At 60.4% G+C, this 15127-nt stretch carries 12 protein-coding genes; 5 read left to right on the top strand and 7 right to left on the bottom strand.

The window, feature by feature from the left end; translation table 11 throughout:
• Positions 1-175: 175 nt before the first annotated feature.
• The 4 genes from BUC08_RS21430 to BUC08_RS21415 all read left to right on the top strand — a co-directional run bounded on the left by BUC08_RS21430 (position 176) and on the right by BUC08_RS21415 (position 3701).
• Positions 176-934, top strand: a complete 759-nt coding sequence (locus BUC08_RS21430) for a DeoR/GlpR family DNA-binding transcription regulator (RefSeq protein WP_037929064.1) — start codon at positions 176-178, stop codon at positions 932-934.
• Between the two features lie 201 nt (positions 935-1135).
• Complete coding sequence (locus BUC08_RS21425) at positions 1136-2113, top strand: response regulator (protein ID WP_224557188.1); 978 nt, start codon at positions 1136-1138, stop codon at positions 2111-2113.
• A gap of 266 nt (positions 2114-2379) precedes the next feature.
• Positions 2380-3351: a response regulator gene (locus tag BUC08_RS21420; protein WP_037929066.1), complete on the top strand. Its 972-nt coding sequence runs from the start codon at positions 2380-2382 to the stop codon at positions 3349-3351.
• A 17-nt stretch (positions 3352-3368) separates the two neighbouring features.
• Positions 3369-3701: an Hpt domain-containing protein gene (locus BUC08_RS21415; RefSeq protein WP_224557305.1), complete on the top strand. Its 333-nt coding sequence runs from the start codon at positions 3369-3371 to the stop codon at positions 3699-3701.
• A 163-nt stretch (positions 3702-3864) separates the two neighbouring features.
• Here BUC08_RS21415 and BUC08_RS21410 read toward each other — a convergent pair whose 3' ends face one another.
• From BUC08_RS21410 to BUC08_RS21375, 7 genes are all read right to left on the bottom strand, one after another.
• Positions 3865-4245 carry a response regulator gene (locus BUC08_RS21410; RefSeq protein WP_037929072.1) on the bottom strand — a complete coding sequence of 127 codons (381 nt, stop codon included), beginning with the start codon at positions 4243-4245 and terminating at the stop codon, positions 3865-3867.
• An 11-nt stretch (positions 4246-4256) separates the two neighbouring features.
• On the bottom strand, positions 4257-5795 hold the full coding sequence (locus tag BUC08_RS21405; protein ID WP_224557189.1) for a PAS domain-containing sensor histidine kinase: 1539 nt from the start codon (positions 5793-5795) through the stop codon (positions 4257-4259).
• Positions 5796-6059: 264 nt separating this feature from the next.
• Entirely contained in the window at positions 6060-9206 is a 3147-nt protein-coding gene (locus BUC08_RS21400; protein WP_234973787.1) for a CHASE domain-containing protein, read from the bottom strand.
• A 408-nt stretch (positions 9207-9614) separates the two neighbouring features.
• The gene (locus BUC08_RS21390; RefSeq protein ID WP_037929080.1) at positions 9615-10304 is read right to left on the bottom strand and encodes an aspartate/glutamate racemase family protein; all 690 of its coding nucleotides are present in this window, start codon (positions 10302-10304) and stop codon (positions 9615-9617) included.
• The gene (locus BUC08_RS21385) at positions 10297-11229 is read right to left on the bottom strand and encodes a 3-hydroxyacyl-CoA dehydrogenase NAD-binding domain-containing protein (RefSeq protein ID WP_037929083.1); all 933 of its coding nucleotides are present in this window, start codon (positions 11227-11229) and stop codon (positions 10297-10299) included. Before BUC08_RS21385 ends, BUC08_RS21390 begins: the two co-directional genes overlap by 8 nt.
• Before the next feature lie 82 nt (positions 11230-11311).
• Complete coding sequence (locus tag BUC08_RS21380) at positions 11312-12829, bottom strand: malonate--CoA ligase (protein ID WP_037929085.1); 1518 nt, start codon at positions 12827-12829, stop codon at positions 11312-11314.
• Between the two features lie 3 nt (positions 12830-12832).
• Positions 12833-14086 (bottom strand): malonyl-CoA decarboxylase, encoded by a 1254-nt coding sequence (locus BUC08_RS21375; RefSeq protein ID WP_037929087.1) that lies wholly within the window; start codon positions 14084-14086, stop codon positions 12833-12835.
• Positions 14087-14309: 223 nt separating this feature from the next.
• Here BUC08_RS21375 and BUC08_RS21370 point away from each other — a divergent pair, with 223 nt between their 5' ends.
• Entirely contained in the window at positions 14310-14966 is a 657-nt protein-coding gene (locus tag BUC08_RS21370; protein ID WP_037929089.1) for a GntR family transcriptional regulator, read from the top strand.
• Positions 14967-15127 lie beyond the last annotated feature (161 nt).

Genomic DNA, 15127 nt, shown 5'->3' with positions numbered 1-15127 from the left:
ACAAAATCCACGCGCGTTTGGAAGGTAAAAATGTTCGTTTTTGCTCGTTTTTAGCCAAGAGGCTGAATTTACACTGGATTTCGCGCAGAAATCGATGTCAATTTACAAGTGCGCGCTGCGAACCGCACAATAGCGCAGGTTACAGGCTTCGATTCGTGACCGTATGGGAGGGAGAATGAGTCAATCTTTGCGCAAACCCGAGATCATCAAGATCGCCCGCCGCGAAGGCCGGGTGACGGTGGACGGGCTGGTGGATCATTTCGGCGTTGCCCCGCAGACCATTCGCCGCGACCTGACCGAGCTTGCGGATTCAGGCAAGCTTGAGCGGGTGCACGGGGGGGCTGTGCTGCCCTCGACGACCACGAACATCGGATACAGCGAACGCCGCGAGTTGAACCAGGCGGCCAAGGTCGACATTGCCCGCGTCTGTGCGGCGCAGATTCCGAACGACTGTTCGGTGTTCCTGAACATCGGCACCACCACCGAAGCCGTCGCCGGGGAGCTGTTGCATCATCAGGGGCTGCTGGTTGTGACCAATAACATCAACATTGCCATGATCCTGTCGCAAAACCCCAGCATCGAGGTCGTGGTGACAGGCGGCAACCTGCGCCGGTCCGATGGCGGGCTGATCGGTGATCTGGCGACGCAGACCATCCGCCAGTTCCAGTTCGACTATGCAGTCATCAGCTGTTCGGCGCTGCGCGAGAATGGCGACCTGATGGATTTCGATATTCAGGAGGTCGGCGTCAGCAAAACGATCATCGCCCATTCGGAAGAGGTGTTCCTGGTTGCCGACGGGTCCAAGTTCGAACGCAAGGCTCCGGCCCGCATTGCCTCGATGGCGCAAGTCGATTTGTTCGTGACCGACCTGCCCCTGTCGCCTGCCTGCGCCAGTTTTTGCGAAACCTCCGGGACCAAGGTGCTTTACGCATAGTATCACAAAACCGCCACATTTCAGGCTATGGTTGAGAGGGAACCCGCTCAATCTGTTCGGTCCAAGGCAGGGAAAGCCATATTTAACACTGTTTTTCCGCCAACTGGTCTCAAAATTGCCCCGTTTCACTGACCTTTTGTTAACAACTTAAAGCAGATCAACCGCTGCTTGAGGTGGAAACGTATATGGGGAACGAAACCAATGATGCATATTCTTGCCGTAGATGACGATCCGGTCATTCTGGACTTGCTGCGTGGCAGTTTGACTGAAGAGAAAAACTACAAACTGACCTGCGCTGCATCGGCCGAGGATGCTTTGGACATCGTTCGTGAATCGCCACGTCTGTTCGATTGTTTCCTCGTCGATATCATGCTGCCCGGCGTGGACGGGATTGAAATGTGCGAAATGATCCGCGCCTGCGCGGCCTACCGCAGCACCCCGATCCTGATGATGACCGCCAGCCGCGAAGCGGGGCTGATGCAACGCGCGTTCTTTGCCGGTGCGACCGATTATATCTCGAAACCCCTGGAAGGTGTCGAGTTGGGCGCGCGGATCAATTCCGCCGGCCTGTTGAACGCAAGCCTGCTGCGCGAGCGTGAGGCACAGCACACTTTGGGCGAGCTGACCGCGCTGGTCAAAGTGCGCTTTGAGGAGCCGTTCAAGCTGGACGTGCCCGGCATGTCCAACCTGCTTGAAATGGAAAACCATCTGCTGCGGCTGCAAACCGGTTGCTATGCGATGAACCTGTTCAGCATCGAGGCACAGGGCATGAAGGCCGCCCACGCCACCGTGTCGCCCCCTGCCTTCCGCAACGCGATCGAACAGCTGGCCGAGATCACGCTGGATTCGCTGAACGGATTTGCCGCCCACGTCGCCTATGTCGGCTCGGGTCGGTTCCTGGGGCTGACCATCGGTCGTCGTCGTCTGGACCTGAACAAGTTGCGCCGCGACATGACCCAGGATCTTGCGCGGAACTGGGACGAGGAAACCAGCCAGATCGCCACACCACCCAAGGTGCGGGTCGCCTCGGTGGGGAACCAACGTTACTGGTCCGGCATGTCCGCAAGCGAAAAGCTGCGCGAGACTAGCATCAAGTCCGAGCCGTTCAGCGAGAGCGTCGAGGAGGAAGAAAGCAACCTCTTCGCCAAATTCGAGAGCTACGTGGACTCGCGCGACTGATCCCGGGGCCTGCGCCCTGGTACAATCCGAACGGCGGCTTGTGGCATTTCGCCGAAGCCGCCGTTTGCCCATTTTCCAATCGCACGTGTGTTGCGGTGCGGTTCTGCACGCATTGCGTGCGGATTAAACCGGGTAAAAGCTACAATTTTTTTGAAAAATTCCAATTGTTTCTCCAATCGCCCAATTGATGCCATCTTTCCCCGTAGAGTTGTCATATGGCCCCGAGACAGGCGTTTGGGGCCAGAAACGAAAAATGGAGACTAGCAGTGCGTATTTTGGCTGTAGACGATGATCCCATCATTCTCGAACTGTTGACACAGTTCGTTGCGGCTATTGGCGAGCACGAGCTGACCACCGCCGAATCCGGCGCCGAGGCGCTGGACATTCTCAAGACACCCGGATGCGCGCCGTTCGAGTGTTTCATGCTGGACATCCAGATGCCGCAGATGGACGGCGTCGAACTGTTGACCCGCATCCGTGATATTGCCCGCTATGCGGACACGCCGGTGCTGATGGTCACGGCCATGTCCGACAAACGTTATATCGATGCCGCGTTCAAGGCGGGGGCCACCGACTATGTGACCAAGCCGTTCGAAGTGAACGAGTTGCGCGTCCGCGTGGGCATGGTCGAAAAGATGACCCAGACCCGCCAGTTGCGCACAAAGAAAATCTTTGCCGCCAAGTCCGCCGCCGCCGTTCCGCAGACGCTTGAGCTGCATGAACCGCTGTCGGTCTATGATGTGGACAACGTGATCGACTTTATCGCGATGGAAAACTATGTGGCCCAGCTGTCGCGCAACGCGCTGTTCGGTTCCACCGCCTTTGGCTTTTCCGTGCGCGACATTGAAGCGTTTCACCAGGCGCTGAACGCCTTTGAATTCAGCGGCCTGATCTCGGATGTGGCCGAGGTGATTTCGGACACGTTGGCAGGCCATCAGTTCCTGATGTCCTATGGCGGCGACGGCACCTTTGTGTGCGTCACCGAAAGCGGCTGGCGCCCCGATACAGAGCGGTTGATGGACGATGTGAACCTGGCGCTGTCGCGGATGGAGCTGTTCAACAACAAGGGTGAACCGCTTGAACCACGTGTCAGCGCAGGCAGTGCCGTGCGGATGATCTGGAAAAGTGGCAATGCCGTGATGAACGCCCTGGGCGAGGCGCATTCCAGCGCCAAGGCGGCCGCGGAAAAGTATGAACGCAACCGCCATGACTTTTGGCTGACCGAGCAACGCGCATAATGGACGGCGGCTTGGATATGATGTCGGGTCTGGAAAAGATCCGGGGACGATTTCTGGATCTTCTGGTCACCCGTCAACAAAGCATCGCCCACCATGCGGTGCTGGCCTATGAAAGTCACACGCTGGATGAGGTGAACGGCAACCTGGCTGCGGCCCGTGACATCCTGCACCAGATCGCGGGCACGGCGGGATCGCTGGGCTTTGACGATCTGGGCAATGCGGCGCGGGCGTGCGAAAACGAGATTGTCGCGCATCTGAACGGCCCGGACAACGACCTGGCGCTGTGCCCCGATGCGTTGCTGGTCCAGATCGACGACTTTGTCGAACAGTGCAAAGGGATGTTGCATTAGCAACGGACCGGCAAGACCCTGAAAAAACGCGCTGAACCCGGCGCGTTTTTTCGTTTGTGCGGTGCGCGCCTGCCTGCCCCGTCCCTTGACCAGTGGTCCCTGAATGCAAAAGGCACCCACGATTGTGGATGCCTGTGAGCCGTTTCGTATCGGAATGACGTCTTCAGGTTTCGACGTAGGCTTTCAAGGCGGCCTTGATCTGGTCGCCCAGCAGCATCGGATCAAACGGCTTGCTGATCACCTCGGCCGCGCCAAGTTCGCGCAGCTCTTCCACTTCGGAATTCTGGGCGCGGGCGGTCATGAAGATGGCAGGCGTTTTTTCCAGTGCGGGGATCTGGCGCATCCGTTCCAGTGTTTGGCGACCGGTCATGCCGGGCATCATCACGTCCAGCAAGAGCACATCGGGAACAAAGGCCTGAACCATCAAAAGCGCCTCTTCGCCAGAGGCGCTCTGGACCACCTCGAAATCGCCGGAGAGCCCGAGGGCAAGCTGGGCGATCTCGCGAATATCTGCATCATCTTCAACGTGTAATATTTTTATCATCTAATTTCCAATCAAGAGGCCACGCGCAATTTCGGCTCGTTGCTGGCTTCCGAGGATATAGCCTCGAGTTTGGGCAAATTAAAGAAAAATGTCGTTCCAACACCTTCGACGCTGGTAAAGCCGATCGTACCTCCAAGACTTTGCACGATGGCCTTGCAAATGCTCAGCCCCAAACCTGTTCCACCCTTGGTTGTGCGGGACGAGTTGGCCAGGTCGGCAAATTTTTCGAAAATCTTGTGTTGATCCTGCAGCGGAATCCCCTGCCCCTGGTCACGCACCGAAATGCGCAGGCTGTCGCCCTCGTCGCGGACGCGGATGGCGACGGTGTCGCCTGCCTTGGAAAACTTGCAGGCGTTGGAGACAAGGTTGTTCAACACCTGGATCACACGGTTGGGATCGGTGCGCAGCGGCAGCGGATCGTCCAGGCCAATCGCTTCGAGCGAAATGCCGAAACGCTCGCCGATGTTCGCGTTGGCGACCTGCGCTTCGCGGATCAGGTCGCGCATGTCCACATCGTCCAGCGTGAATTCCATGCGACCGGCCGAGATTTTCTCGAGGTCCAGAATGTCGTTCAGGATCAGCACCAGTCGGTCGGCGTTGCGATGGGCGATGCCCAACAGGTCGACCGCCTTGTCCGGCAGGTCGCCGGTGGCATTCGACAGCATCAGCCCCATCGCACCCTTGATCGACGTCAGCGGCGAGCGCAGTTCGTGGCTCACGGTCGAGATGAAATCGGACTGTGCCCGTTCCTGTTCGATCCGGGCGGAAATGTCGTTCAGCACGATCAGGAAGCGGCCATCGTTATGATGGCTGGGCAGAAACTTGATGCTGATGTGAAAGGGCACATCAAACAGGGTCTCTTCGAACTGGGTCGAGGTTTCGTTGCGTTCGATCATACGCCGGCACGCGCTGCGAATGGCCTTGGCGCCCGGCTGCATCGCCAGTTCGGACAGGGAATGGCGTTCGACCTCATTGTCCTGCCAGCCCAGACGGCGCCGCGCGGCGGCGTTGACATAGGCGAATTTCTCGGAATCGGCGCGGACAATCCAGATGTCATCGCGCAGTTCGTGCAGGGACTCTGCGACGTTGCGTTCCGCCAGAAGCTGGCGTGTGCGCGTGATGTCGGTGCGCACGGAAATCGACCCTTTCCAGACACCCTTGGTGTCGAACAGCGGCATGATGGTGCTGTGCGTGTAAATGATCGAACCGTCCTTGCACCGCAGCGGTGTTTCGCCCTGCCACAGCTCGCCACGTTGCAGGCAGGTGCGGATTTCAAGCGCCAGGCCGCGATGGGCGATGTCATAGACCTTGAGCACCTGCTCGCCCATCAGCTCGTTGCGGGTATAGCCGGTCATTTCCAGAAACTGGTCATTCGCCTCTGACAGTTCGTGTTTTTCGTTGACGATGGTGACCATGGCGTGCCGGTCCAGCGCGCTCAGCCGTTGGGCCATGGACAAGGCCCGACCCGAAGTCATGCGGCGGATGTTGTATTTGACAATCGCCAGAGGGGTCAGCCCGGCAAGCGTGATTGCGCCCGCGATCGGCAGCACCTCTGCGCTGATGCCTGGTAGGAAGCTAGGACTATATGCGTACCAGCCAAATGCCAAAGCACTGCCAAATGCAAACCCAACCGCCGTCTTATCGGTAAAACCCTTAACTAACACACTGCTCATCCCTGAACCGAAACACTCGGCATAAACGCGTCATGTTCTTACAAACCCGCCGGTCGTTTTGCGGATGTGTCATTTATTACAGTCCAAATTGGCAAAAATAGGGCAAGCTTGGTCTATCAGGGTGTCGCCGATTGGGTTGTGCTATGACGCCTGAGCCTCGAGACCCAGCACACTTGCCGAGATTCCGGCCAGATCCGTGCGCGATTTGACAAGATTTGCAGACAGCCGTTGATCGGCGCGGCGGCTGCCATCCGCAGACAATGCCACGATTCGAATATTCTTGCCCGACTCGTAAACTTCGTCCAGCAACTCTGACGCGTCCCCGTCGGGAAGCGTCCAGTCCAGAACGATCACATCGTAATCGTTGTGTTTCAGACGTTTGCGGGCCTCTGCGAGATTCTTGGCATGAGAGACATCGGCCACCGGGGTCAGGCCCGAGTGGATGACTTCGGCAAAATCCAGATCGTCTTCGAGATGCAGCACTTTCAGCCGTTCGCGGTTTTCCGATGGTTTTATCGCATCCGGGGGCGGCAAAAGCGCTTTGGTTTCCGCCAGCGGGCAGGTGAACCAGAACACGGTCACGCGATTGGGAATGCTTTCAAATCCGATCTCGCCGCCATGACGCTTTACGATCTGGCGGGTGATGTTCAGGCCCAGACCGGTGCCGCCCTTGGCGCGCGTGTCCGAACTGTCGGCCTGCGAGAACGCCTTGAAGATGCGCACACGGAAATGCTCGGGGATGCCGGGGCCTTCGTTCTGGATATAGACGATGCCCACGCCGCCCAGCCTTTCGGCCTTGATCCGCACGGCGCTGTTGTCGGGCGAGTATTTGCAGGCGTTCGACAACAGGTTGACCAGAACCTGTTTCGTCCGTCCGGGATCGGCAAAGACCTCAAGCGGGACCTCGGGCAGGTCAATCTCAACGGTGGCGAGATGGGTTCTGATATAAGGCGACAATTCGTCAACGGTGTCGCGGATCAGTCCGCCCATATCGACATTTTCAAAGTTGAACGTGACCTCGCCCGACGAGATCTTTTCAAGGTCCAGGATGTCGTTGACGATCGAGGTCAGCCGGTCGACGTTCGTGGTGGCGATGTCCATCAGCCGCTGCGTGGCGGGGGGCATGTCGTCGCCGCCGGTCGCACGGATCAGCCCGAGCGCGCCCTTGATCGAGGTCAGCGGCGTGCGCAATTCGTGGCTGACCGTGGCCACGAATTCGTTTTTCATATGCTCGACCTTCTTCTGGTCGGTGATGTCCAGAACCTGCGCCACATAGAAATAGCGGCCTTCGTTCTTGTCATAGACCCAGCTGACGCGGAAATAACACCAGCGCAGTTCGCCGCTTGAATGCAGGACCTCATGTTCGCCTTCGTACAGTTCGGCGCCCGCGGCGACCATTTCGGCCACGGCCTTGTAGATCGGACCACGCCCATCGGGCGGGATCAGGTCCGCCATGCGCATCGGCGCCATCAGTTCGTCCTCGGAATAACCGCTGACCGTGCAAAAGGCATTGTTCACGCCGGTGATGTTGCTCTGGTCATCCATCATGACCATACTCACGGGGGCAACGCTGATCACCTTGCGGAATCGTTTCTCGCTGGCTTCCAGCGCGTTGCGCGAATGGCGCAGATTGGTGACGTCGGTCTGGGTGCCGATCAGCCGCGTTGCCCTGCCGTTTTCATCCCGCTCCACCACGATGGCGTCGGATTTCATCCAGCGCCAGACAACGCCGTCGGGGGTGTCGAACCGGATACGGTATTCCGCGATCGAGCGTTCGGTCTCGCCACGCATACAGGCGACATCGGCGTTGATCAGAATCTGACGGTCTTCGGGGTGAATCCGTTCCATGAACAGGCTTTGGGTGTCCATGGTCTGGGTATCCATGGACTGTGTGTTTGGCTCGATGCCCATGATCCGGCACCATGTGTCGGACACGTCCGAGGTGCCAGTGGTCAGATCCACGTCAAACACCCCGATCTGCGCACCTTGCAGGGCAAGGTCGTACAATGTCTTGGTGTTTTTCAATTCGTCCTGGGTGCGGATTTCTTCGGTCAGGTCGTGGATGATGATCGTCCTGCGCAGTTCATCGTCGAACGACAGCCAGTCGTTGCGCTGCACATCCAGCAACAGGCGTCTGCCGTCCTTGGTCTGGCCGATTGCGTTGTGACGGTCTCCGGGCTCGGCTTGCTCAACCGTTTGCACCAGTGTGTCGAACGCGCGCGCGGGCAGTTCGGATGAATCGTGGCCGAACATGTCAAGCGCGGCCTGGTTCGCGGACAGCACCCTGCCGTCGCCATCCAGGACAAACACCGCTGACACGGCGTTTTCAAGGATCGAGCTTTTCTCGGCCTCCTGCGCGTTCAGCTTGCGGGCGCGCATTTCGGCCACTTCGGCCATGGCTTCGCTGCGGATGCGCGTGCTGCGCAAGGCGACATACAGCATGAAGGTCAGCAGCGTGCCCGCGATCAGGATCAGAATGTGCGCGTATTTCTTGAACAGCGCGTCATAGGCCGGAGTGCTGCGGTAGACCACGGTCCAGGCCCGCCCCAGGTTCGAGGTGGTGAGAACGGTGGAAAACGCGCCCGCGTTTTTACGATCGGGGTCGGTGTCAAAGATCAGGTTTTCAGGATCGGTCGTCTCGCCGTCATAGACCGAGATTTCGTAGCTTTTGCCCTGGCTGGGGGTCAGATCAGCCAGGATATCCGGCCCGACAAAAGGCACATAGACCCACAGGTCTTTCGACCAGCCCGCCTTTTGGGGCATCGCAACCGGCAGCACCAGCAGGAAACCCGCCTGCTCCATTTCGTCCTGGACCAGCGTGATCCGGCGGGTCATCTGCGGCTTGCCCGTCGCGCGCGAATTTTCCAGCGCCTCGGTCCGCGCCTCTTCAAAGCGCAAATCCAGCCCCAGGGCGTCGCGGTTGCGTTCCAGTGGTGAGATGTGACTGATGATCAGATGTTCATCGGTATCGACCTTCGGATGTATTTCAAATGGCTCGAGCCCTGGCTCTGCATGCAGCGCCATAAAGCTTTCCATGTCCGTTGCGGGCACAGCCTCGATCAGGCCCATGCCCAGAACCCCGGGCAGATAGTCTTCGACTTTCAGGGATTTGACGTATGAATCGAACTCTTGCCTCGTGACGTTGTCAGAGGCGACGATAAACGCGGCAACGCCAGTCAGGCTGTGCAAATAGCTGTCGAACCGTGTGTCCAGTGCTTCGGTCCCGTCCAGTGACAGGCGCACGAATTCTTGTTGAGCCGCCGTTTGCGATGTTTGATAGCGCAGCATTGCCATACTGATCGTGATCAGTATGAAGAGAGCGATAAGAAAAACATCAAGCTTGCGCACTAAAAGAGCCTGTCCCGGTTACATCACTAACAATACTTGCTCGATACAGTGTTGCCACAACTTTTGCGTGGCTTTTCGAATTACACTATCTTGAGTTGTTAGCCTGGATCCCGGTGTCTGTCTAAATCTATCGCCGCCGACGAAAGCGTTCCTTTCGAAGCCGTGCGAAAGAAACAACATATAATACACATGCACTTGGCGGTGCTGCGGGGCCACGTCAGGCCGTTCCCGGACCGCAACAGCGCCGGGCCCTGCAACCACAAGCCGCAACATCCGGCCATCTTTGGATGCCGGTCAAGCCGTTGCAATGTGGCCACATTTCAGGTGCGGGTCTTACCATGTGACGGCTCAGGACTGGCCGGCCTCCAACATCTGGCGCAGGGCGCGCACGGCGCTGTCGGGGGTGGTGATGACGGGGCAGTCCAGCATCGGGGTCAATTGTTTTTCGGCCCGCGCCAGGCTGAACTGGCCCAGCACCACCGCGTCCTGCGGCCCCAGCGCCTTGCATGCTGCGCGCACCGCCGCGTCATGGCCTGCGCCGTCGCCTGCCTTGAGCGCGGCCAGCGCGCCGTCGGCCAGAACCGGCGTGATTTCGACGGTTTGCCCCCGTCGGGCTGCCATCTGCTCAAGCTCGCAGCTGAGCGCGGGCAGCGACGGGCCAAAGGTGACCACCAGCGCGATGCGTGATCCGATGTCCAGCGCCGCGTCAAAGGCGGCCTCGTTGGGACGCATCACGGGGATCGACAGGTCCGCTTTCACCGCGTCGATCGCGGGGCCAAAGGCGGAACAGGTGAACAGGACGGCGCGGGTGTCGTCGGTGCCGGTCCCGCGCGCGGCATAACGGCCCAGCGTGATAAACCGCTGTGTCATCGCATCGTCCAACGCGCCCGCAGCGGCCAGATCGGCGGACAGCGACGCGTCGAGCAGATCGGCCCGCAGCGCCTGCGGCCAGAGCCGGACAAAGGCGTCGCGGATCGGCAGCACGGATTCCTCGAGCGCATGGATCAGCGCGATACGGGGCGGTGTGGTCTCAGACATGAGGGGCATCCTTGCGCGCGCGCAGGGCGGCAATCAGCGCCTTGTCGCGGGTGTCTTCCAGTTCCGCAATGTCGCGCCCTGCGGCCTCGCGGGTGACCCCGGCGACCAGTTCGGCCTGAACCTCGGGGCTGAGGGTGGGCGACCCCAAAGCAGCCCAGCGGCGTTCCTGGCTGGGACCGAGATGGGCCAGATAGCCTTGCATCCCGCCTGCCCCGCCGCCCAAGTGATAGGCCATATGCGCGCCCAGCACAGACCAGCGTAGCCCCGGCCCGTTGACCAATGCGGCGTCAATCGCTTCGACATCGGCGATGCCGTCCTGCACCATGAACACCGCCTCGCGCCACAGGGCCGAGGCCAGACGGTTGGCGATATGCCCGGTTGCGTCCTTGTTCAGCCGCACCGGCACACGACCCGCGCCGCGATAAAGCGCCTCGGCCCGTGCGATACGGTCCGCGTCGGTGCCGTAGATTTCGACCAGCGGCACCAGATGCGGTGGGTTGAACGGGTGGGCCGTGATCAGCCGTGCGGGGTCTTGCAAGCCGGGGCTGAGTTCAGACCACGTCAGCGCCGATGTGGACGAGGCCAGCACCGCGTGATCGGCCAAAAGCGGTTCGACCTGCGCATAAAGGTCGTGTTTCACGGGGATGTTCTCGGGCGCGTTTTCCTGCACCAGATCGGCACCGGTTACAGCCTCGGCCACTGTCTCGCACAGGGTCACGCTGCCCAGCGGACCCGCGTCAGGGGCCGCTTCGGCCAGTTGCGCCAGCGGTTTTGTCATGCGTTTCGGCGTGGCGGCCAGCGCATCGGGATGCGGGTCCCACACCCGCACATCTGCGCCATGATGCTGGAACAGCGCGGCCCAGGCGGCCCCGATCAGCCCCGCGCCCAGAATGGCAATCTTGGGTGTTGGTTGGGCTGTGGTCATGGTGGCTGTCCCTTGCTGCAAACACGGCTGCGCCATTGCTACGCCAGTTCGGCGCGCAGATCGACACAGATCTGCCGCTGCATCAGGTCGGGGCGAACATATCCTTGTAGGCGTCGCGCAGGACGTTCTTTTGCACCTTGCCCATCGTGTTGCGCGGCAGGCTGTCGATCACCACCAACCGGCGCGGGTGTTTGAAGCGTGCCAGCGGCCCCTTGATGGTCTCCATGATCGCGTCGGTGTCGGGGCTCTGCCCCTTTTGCGGCACCAGCACGCCCACCACGGTTTCGCCAAAGTCAGGGTGCGGCACGCCGATCACCGCGCTTTCCAGCACGCCGGGCTGTTCGTCCAGCACCAGCTCGACCTCTTTGGGATAGATATTGTAGCCGCCCGAAATGATCAGATCCTTGCCGCGGCCCACGATGCTGACATAGCCGTCGGCGTCGATCTGCCCCAGGTCGCCGGTGATGAAAAACCCGTCGTCGCGCAGTTCGGCGGCGGTTTTCTCGGGCATCTGCCAATAGCCTTTGAACACGTTCGGCCCGCGCACTTCGATCACGCCGACCTCGCCCTGCGGCAGGGTCGCGCCGGTGTCGGGGTCGGTGATCTTCAGTTCGACCCCCGGCAGCGGAAAGCCCACGGTGCCCGCGCGGCGTTCGCCGTCATAGGGGTTTGACGTGTTCATGTTCGTTTCGGTCATGCCATAGCGTTCCAGAATGCGCTGGCCGGTGCGCTCTTCGAACTGCACATGTGTTTCTGCCAGCAGCGGGGCCGATCCCGAGATGAACAGCCGCATGTGTGCTGCGGCCTCGCGGGTGAAACGCGGGTCGTCCAGCAGACGGGTGTAGAACGTGGGCACGCCCATCATCGTCGTGGCGCGGGGCATCTGGGCCAGGATCTGCTCCAGATCGAAACCGGGCATAAAGATCATGCTGCCGCCCGCGACCAGTGTCACATTGGTGGCGACGAACAGCCCGTGCGTGTGGAAAATCGGCAGCGCGTGCAGCAATACGTCGTCCGCCGTGAACTGCCACTCTTTCACCAGCGTCTGTGCGTTCGACAACAGGTTCGCCTGCGTCAGCATCGCGCCCTTGGACCGTCCCGTGGTGCCCGAAGTGTACAGAAACGCCGCCAAGTCGTCCGCGTCGCGGGCGACCGTGTCAAACTGCTCGGATTGCTGCGCCGCCTTGTCGGTCAGCGATCCGGTGCCGTCGGCGTTCAGGGTTTCCACCCTGGCCCCCAACCCTTCGGCCACCGGCGCCAGCGATCCGGTCTTGGCCGCGTCGCAGACCACCAGCGCCGCACCGCTGTTTTCAATGAAATAGGTCAGCTCGTCCGTGGTATAGGCCGTGTTCAGCGGCAGGAACACCAGACCGGCCTGCGCGCAGGCGGCGCACAGCGCCAGCGCTTGCGGCGATTTGTGCACCTGCACCGCGACGCGGTCGCCCGGCTGCACCCCCAACCCCGTCAGCACATGCGCGATCTGCGCCGCCTGTGCCAGGAAACCGGCATAGGTCACCGTGCTGCCATCGCTCAGGTGCAAGAATGGTGCATCCCGCCCCGCATGGGCTCCGAACAGGGTGTCGTAAAGAGGGTTGGCCATGTCTTACCTTTCCGCAGTCATCGCGTTGGCGCCTGTTTTTGCCAGCGAGGTGACCTCGGAACTGGCAACGATTTTACGTTTGGTCGCAAAGTTTTCGTGATTTACCGCGACTTGCGCGAGATCATAAAGATAATTCACCATCACACCGCCCGATTGTGCCTGACCGTTGTCCGAGGCATCGGCATCGGCATGGACCGCGTGCACCAGTGCACCGTTGCCCAGATGGAACCGCGCCACCGGATCAAAGGGCGCATCGCCCCGTCCCTTGGCGTTCAGCAGGTAATGCGCGGCCAGCGCGCGGCGCGCGTCCGGCTCTTGCGGCAGTTCGATGCCTTCGCCCTTGGCCCATTTCGTCAGCAGCGGGATCGGCGACAGGGTGACAAAGGATTTCAGCCCCTTCAACTCGCCCGACAGGTCCGCCGCCACCTGTTTGATCAGCGAATTGCCAAAGGAAATGCTGGCCAGCCCGGCCTGGCAATTCGAGATCGAATAGAACACGGCGGTGTCGCATGTCTCGGGATTGATGGCGGCGCGGTCCTCGGCCAGCAATGTCTGGATCGAGCCGGGGATGCCCTTGGTCAGCGCAACCTCGACAAAAATCAGCGGCTCGTCCGGCATTGCCGGGTGGAAAAAGGCAAAGCAGCGGCGGTCCTGCGGTTGCAGGCGGCGGCGCAGGTCGTCCCAGCTGTGAATGGCGTGCACGGCCTCGTAGGCGATGATTTTCTCAAGGATATGCGCGGGGCTTTCCCAGTTGATCGGGCGCAGCACCAGGAAACCCCGGTTGAACCACGAGGCAAAGAGATGCCGGAAATCCAGGTCCAGCGCGGCCAGTTCGGGATCGTCGCCCGCCAGCCGCAGCAGGTCGGCGCGCATCCGCACCAGCGCGCCGGTGGCACCGGGCACGCGGTTCAGACGGCGAATCAACTCTTGTCGCTGCGGCTCGGCGGCGGTCATGAACGCGCGATAGCTCAGCTTTGACGGCGCTTGTTCATATGCGTCCAGCGCCGAGCGCACGGTTTCCGGGTCGATATTCATGTCGTGCGCCATGTGCCGCAGGAAGGCCAGCTTGCCCGCATCGTCAAGGCTGGCGTAGTGCCCCAGTATGTCTTGCGCCAGCGCCAGCTCGGAGGTTTCGCCCGCGCTGCCCAGCAGGTCGGCCATCAACGCCTCGACCGGACGGCCCGAGGCGCGCCCCTGCCCCGGCGTGCGATACCGGCGTTCGAACATGGTGGAAAGCAGGTCGGCAAGTATCGTCATGTTGCAGTCCTTTTCGCGTGATGTCGCAGCTCCTCTACCCGGAACCGCGCGCCGGAGCGGCGGGATAAGTGCCTGTTTTTCGGGCACAGGTCCCGAGTCAGAGGGCACAAACGCCAAGCATGGGCGGGTTGATCATAGGTGTATGATGTTTTTCAGGTCAATCACTTTGTATACAAGAAGATAGTTATTGCGTGCTTCAAATCGCCAAGCTAGCTTTTTCAGCATGGAACAACGCAGCGCCGTAAATATCGCCAATTCACTGGAACACATGATCTTTGACGGCACCTTTGCCGACGGAGACCGGCTGGACGAGGTTCGGCTGGCTGAACAGTTCGGCGTGTCCCGCACCCCGCTGCGCGAGGCGTTGCAACGGCTGGAAAGCTCGGGACTGGTCACCCTGATCCCGCGACGGGGCGCCTTCGTGCGCCAGCCCGGTCCGCTGGAACTGCTTGAGATGTTCGAAGTGATGGCAGAACTGGAAGCGGTCTGTGCCCGTCTGGCCGCACGGCGCATGTCGAACGAGGCGCTGGAAGAACTGCGTGAGGCAAACATTCGCTGTCAGATGGCATCGGAGGCACAGGACAGCGATTTGTACTATGCCGAGAACGAACGCTTTCATGCCACGATCTACCGCGAATCGGGCAACAGCTTTCTGGAGCAGGAAAGCCTGAAACTGCAAAAACGGCTGCGCCCCTTCCGCCGGCAGCAACTGCGTTTTCGCGGACGGATGGCGCAATCGCTGACCGAACACGAGGCGATTGTCGCGGCGCTGACCTCTGGTGATTCCAACGCCGCGGCCAATGCGCTGCGCGACCATGTGACGGTGCAAGGCGAGCGTTTCCAAAGCCTGATGGCGGGCCTGAAGGCGGCCGCATCCTAGCCACCTGTCACGAAAACTCCCGGTTTGTGGGCATGTGACGTCAAGCCTGCGCCGGTCGGGGATGTCCCTGCAAAGACGATGTCGGGTTCGCCCCTTGGCCGATGTCCAAACCCGATGCCCAGATATGCATCAAAGCGCAAAATCTGCCTGATGTTCGGGCA

The sequence above is a fragment of the Pseudosulfitobacter pseudonitzschiae genome (assembly GCF_900129395.1).
Classification (GTDB): domain Bacteria; phylum Pseudomonadota; class Alphaproteobacteria; order Rhodobacterales; family Rhodobacteraceae; genus Pseudosulfitobacter; species Pseudosulfitobacter pseudonitzschiae.
This window is presented reverse-complemented; position numbering and strand designations above follow the sequence as displayed.

Bases quoted from the DNA above. Each gene is read 5' to 3' on its own strand.
- BUC08_RS21390 (WP_037929080.1), bottom strand. From the start codon at position 10,304: ATGTCTGAGACCACACCGCCCCGTATCGCGCTGATCCATGCGCTCGAG.
- BUC08_RS21370 (WP_037929089.1), top strand. From the start codon at position 14,310: ATGGAACAACGCAGCGCCGTAAATATCGCCAATTCACTGGAACACATG.
- BUC08_RS21385 (WP_037929083.1), bottom strand. From the start codon at position 11,229: ATGACCACAGCCCAACCAACACCCAAGATTGCCATTCTGGGCGCGGGG.
- BUC08_RS21380 (WP_037929085.1), bottom strand. From the start codon at position 12,829: ATGGCCAACCCTCTTTACGACACCCTGTTCGGAGCCCATGCGGGGCGG.
- BUC08_RS21415 (WP_224557305.1), top strand. From the start codon at position 3,369: ATGATGTCGGGTCTGGAAAAGATCCGGGGACGATTTCTGGATCTTCTG.
- BUC08_RS21425 (WP_224557188.1), top strand. From the start codon at position 1,136: ATGATGCATATTCTTGCCGTAGATGACGATCCGGTCATTCTGGACTTG.
- BUC08_RS21375 (WP_037929087.1), bottom strand. From the start codon at position 14,086: ATGACGATACTTGCCGACCTGCTTTCCACCATGTTCGAACGCCGGTAT.
- BUC08_RS21410 (WP_037929072.1), bottom strand. From the start codon at position 4,245: ATGATAAAAATATTACACGTTGAAGATGATGCAGATATTCGCGAGATC.
- BUC08_RS21400 (WP_234973787.1), bottom strand. From the start codon at position 9,206: ATGCTGCGCTATCAAACATCGCAAACGGCGGCTCAACAAGAATTCGTG.
- BUC08_RS21430 (WP_037929064.1), top strand. From the start codon at position 176: ATGAGTCAATCTTTGCGCAAACCCGAGATCATCAAGATCGCCCGCCGC.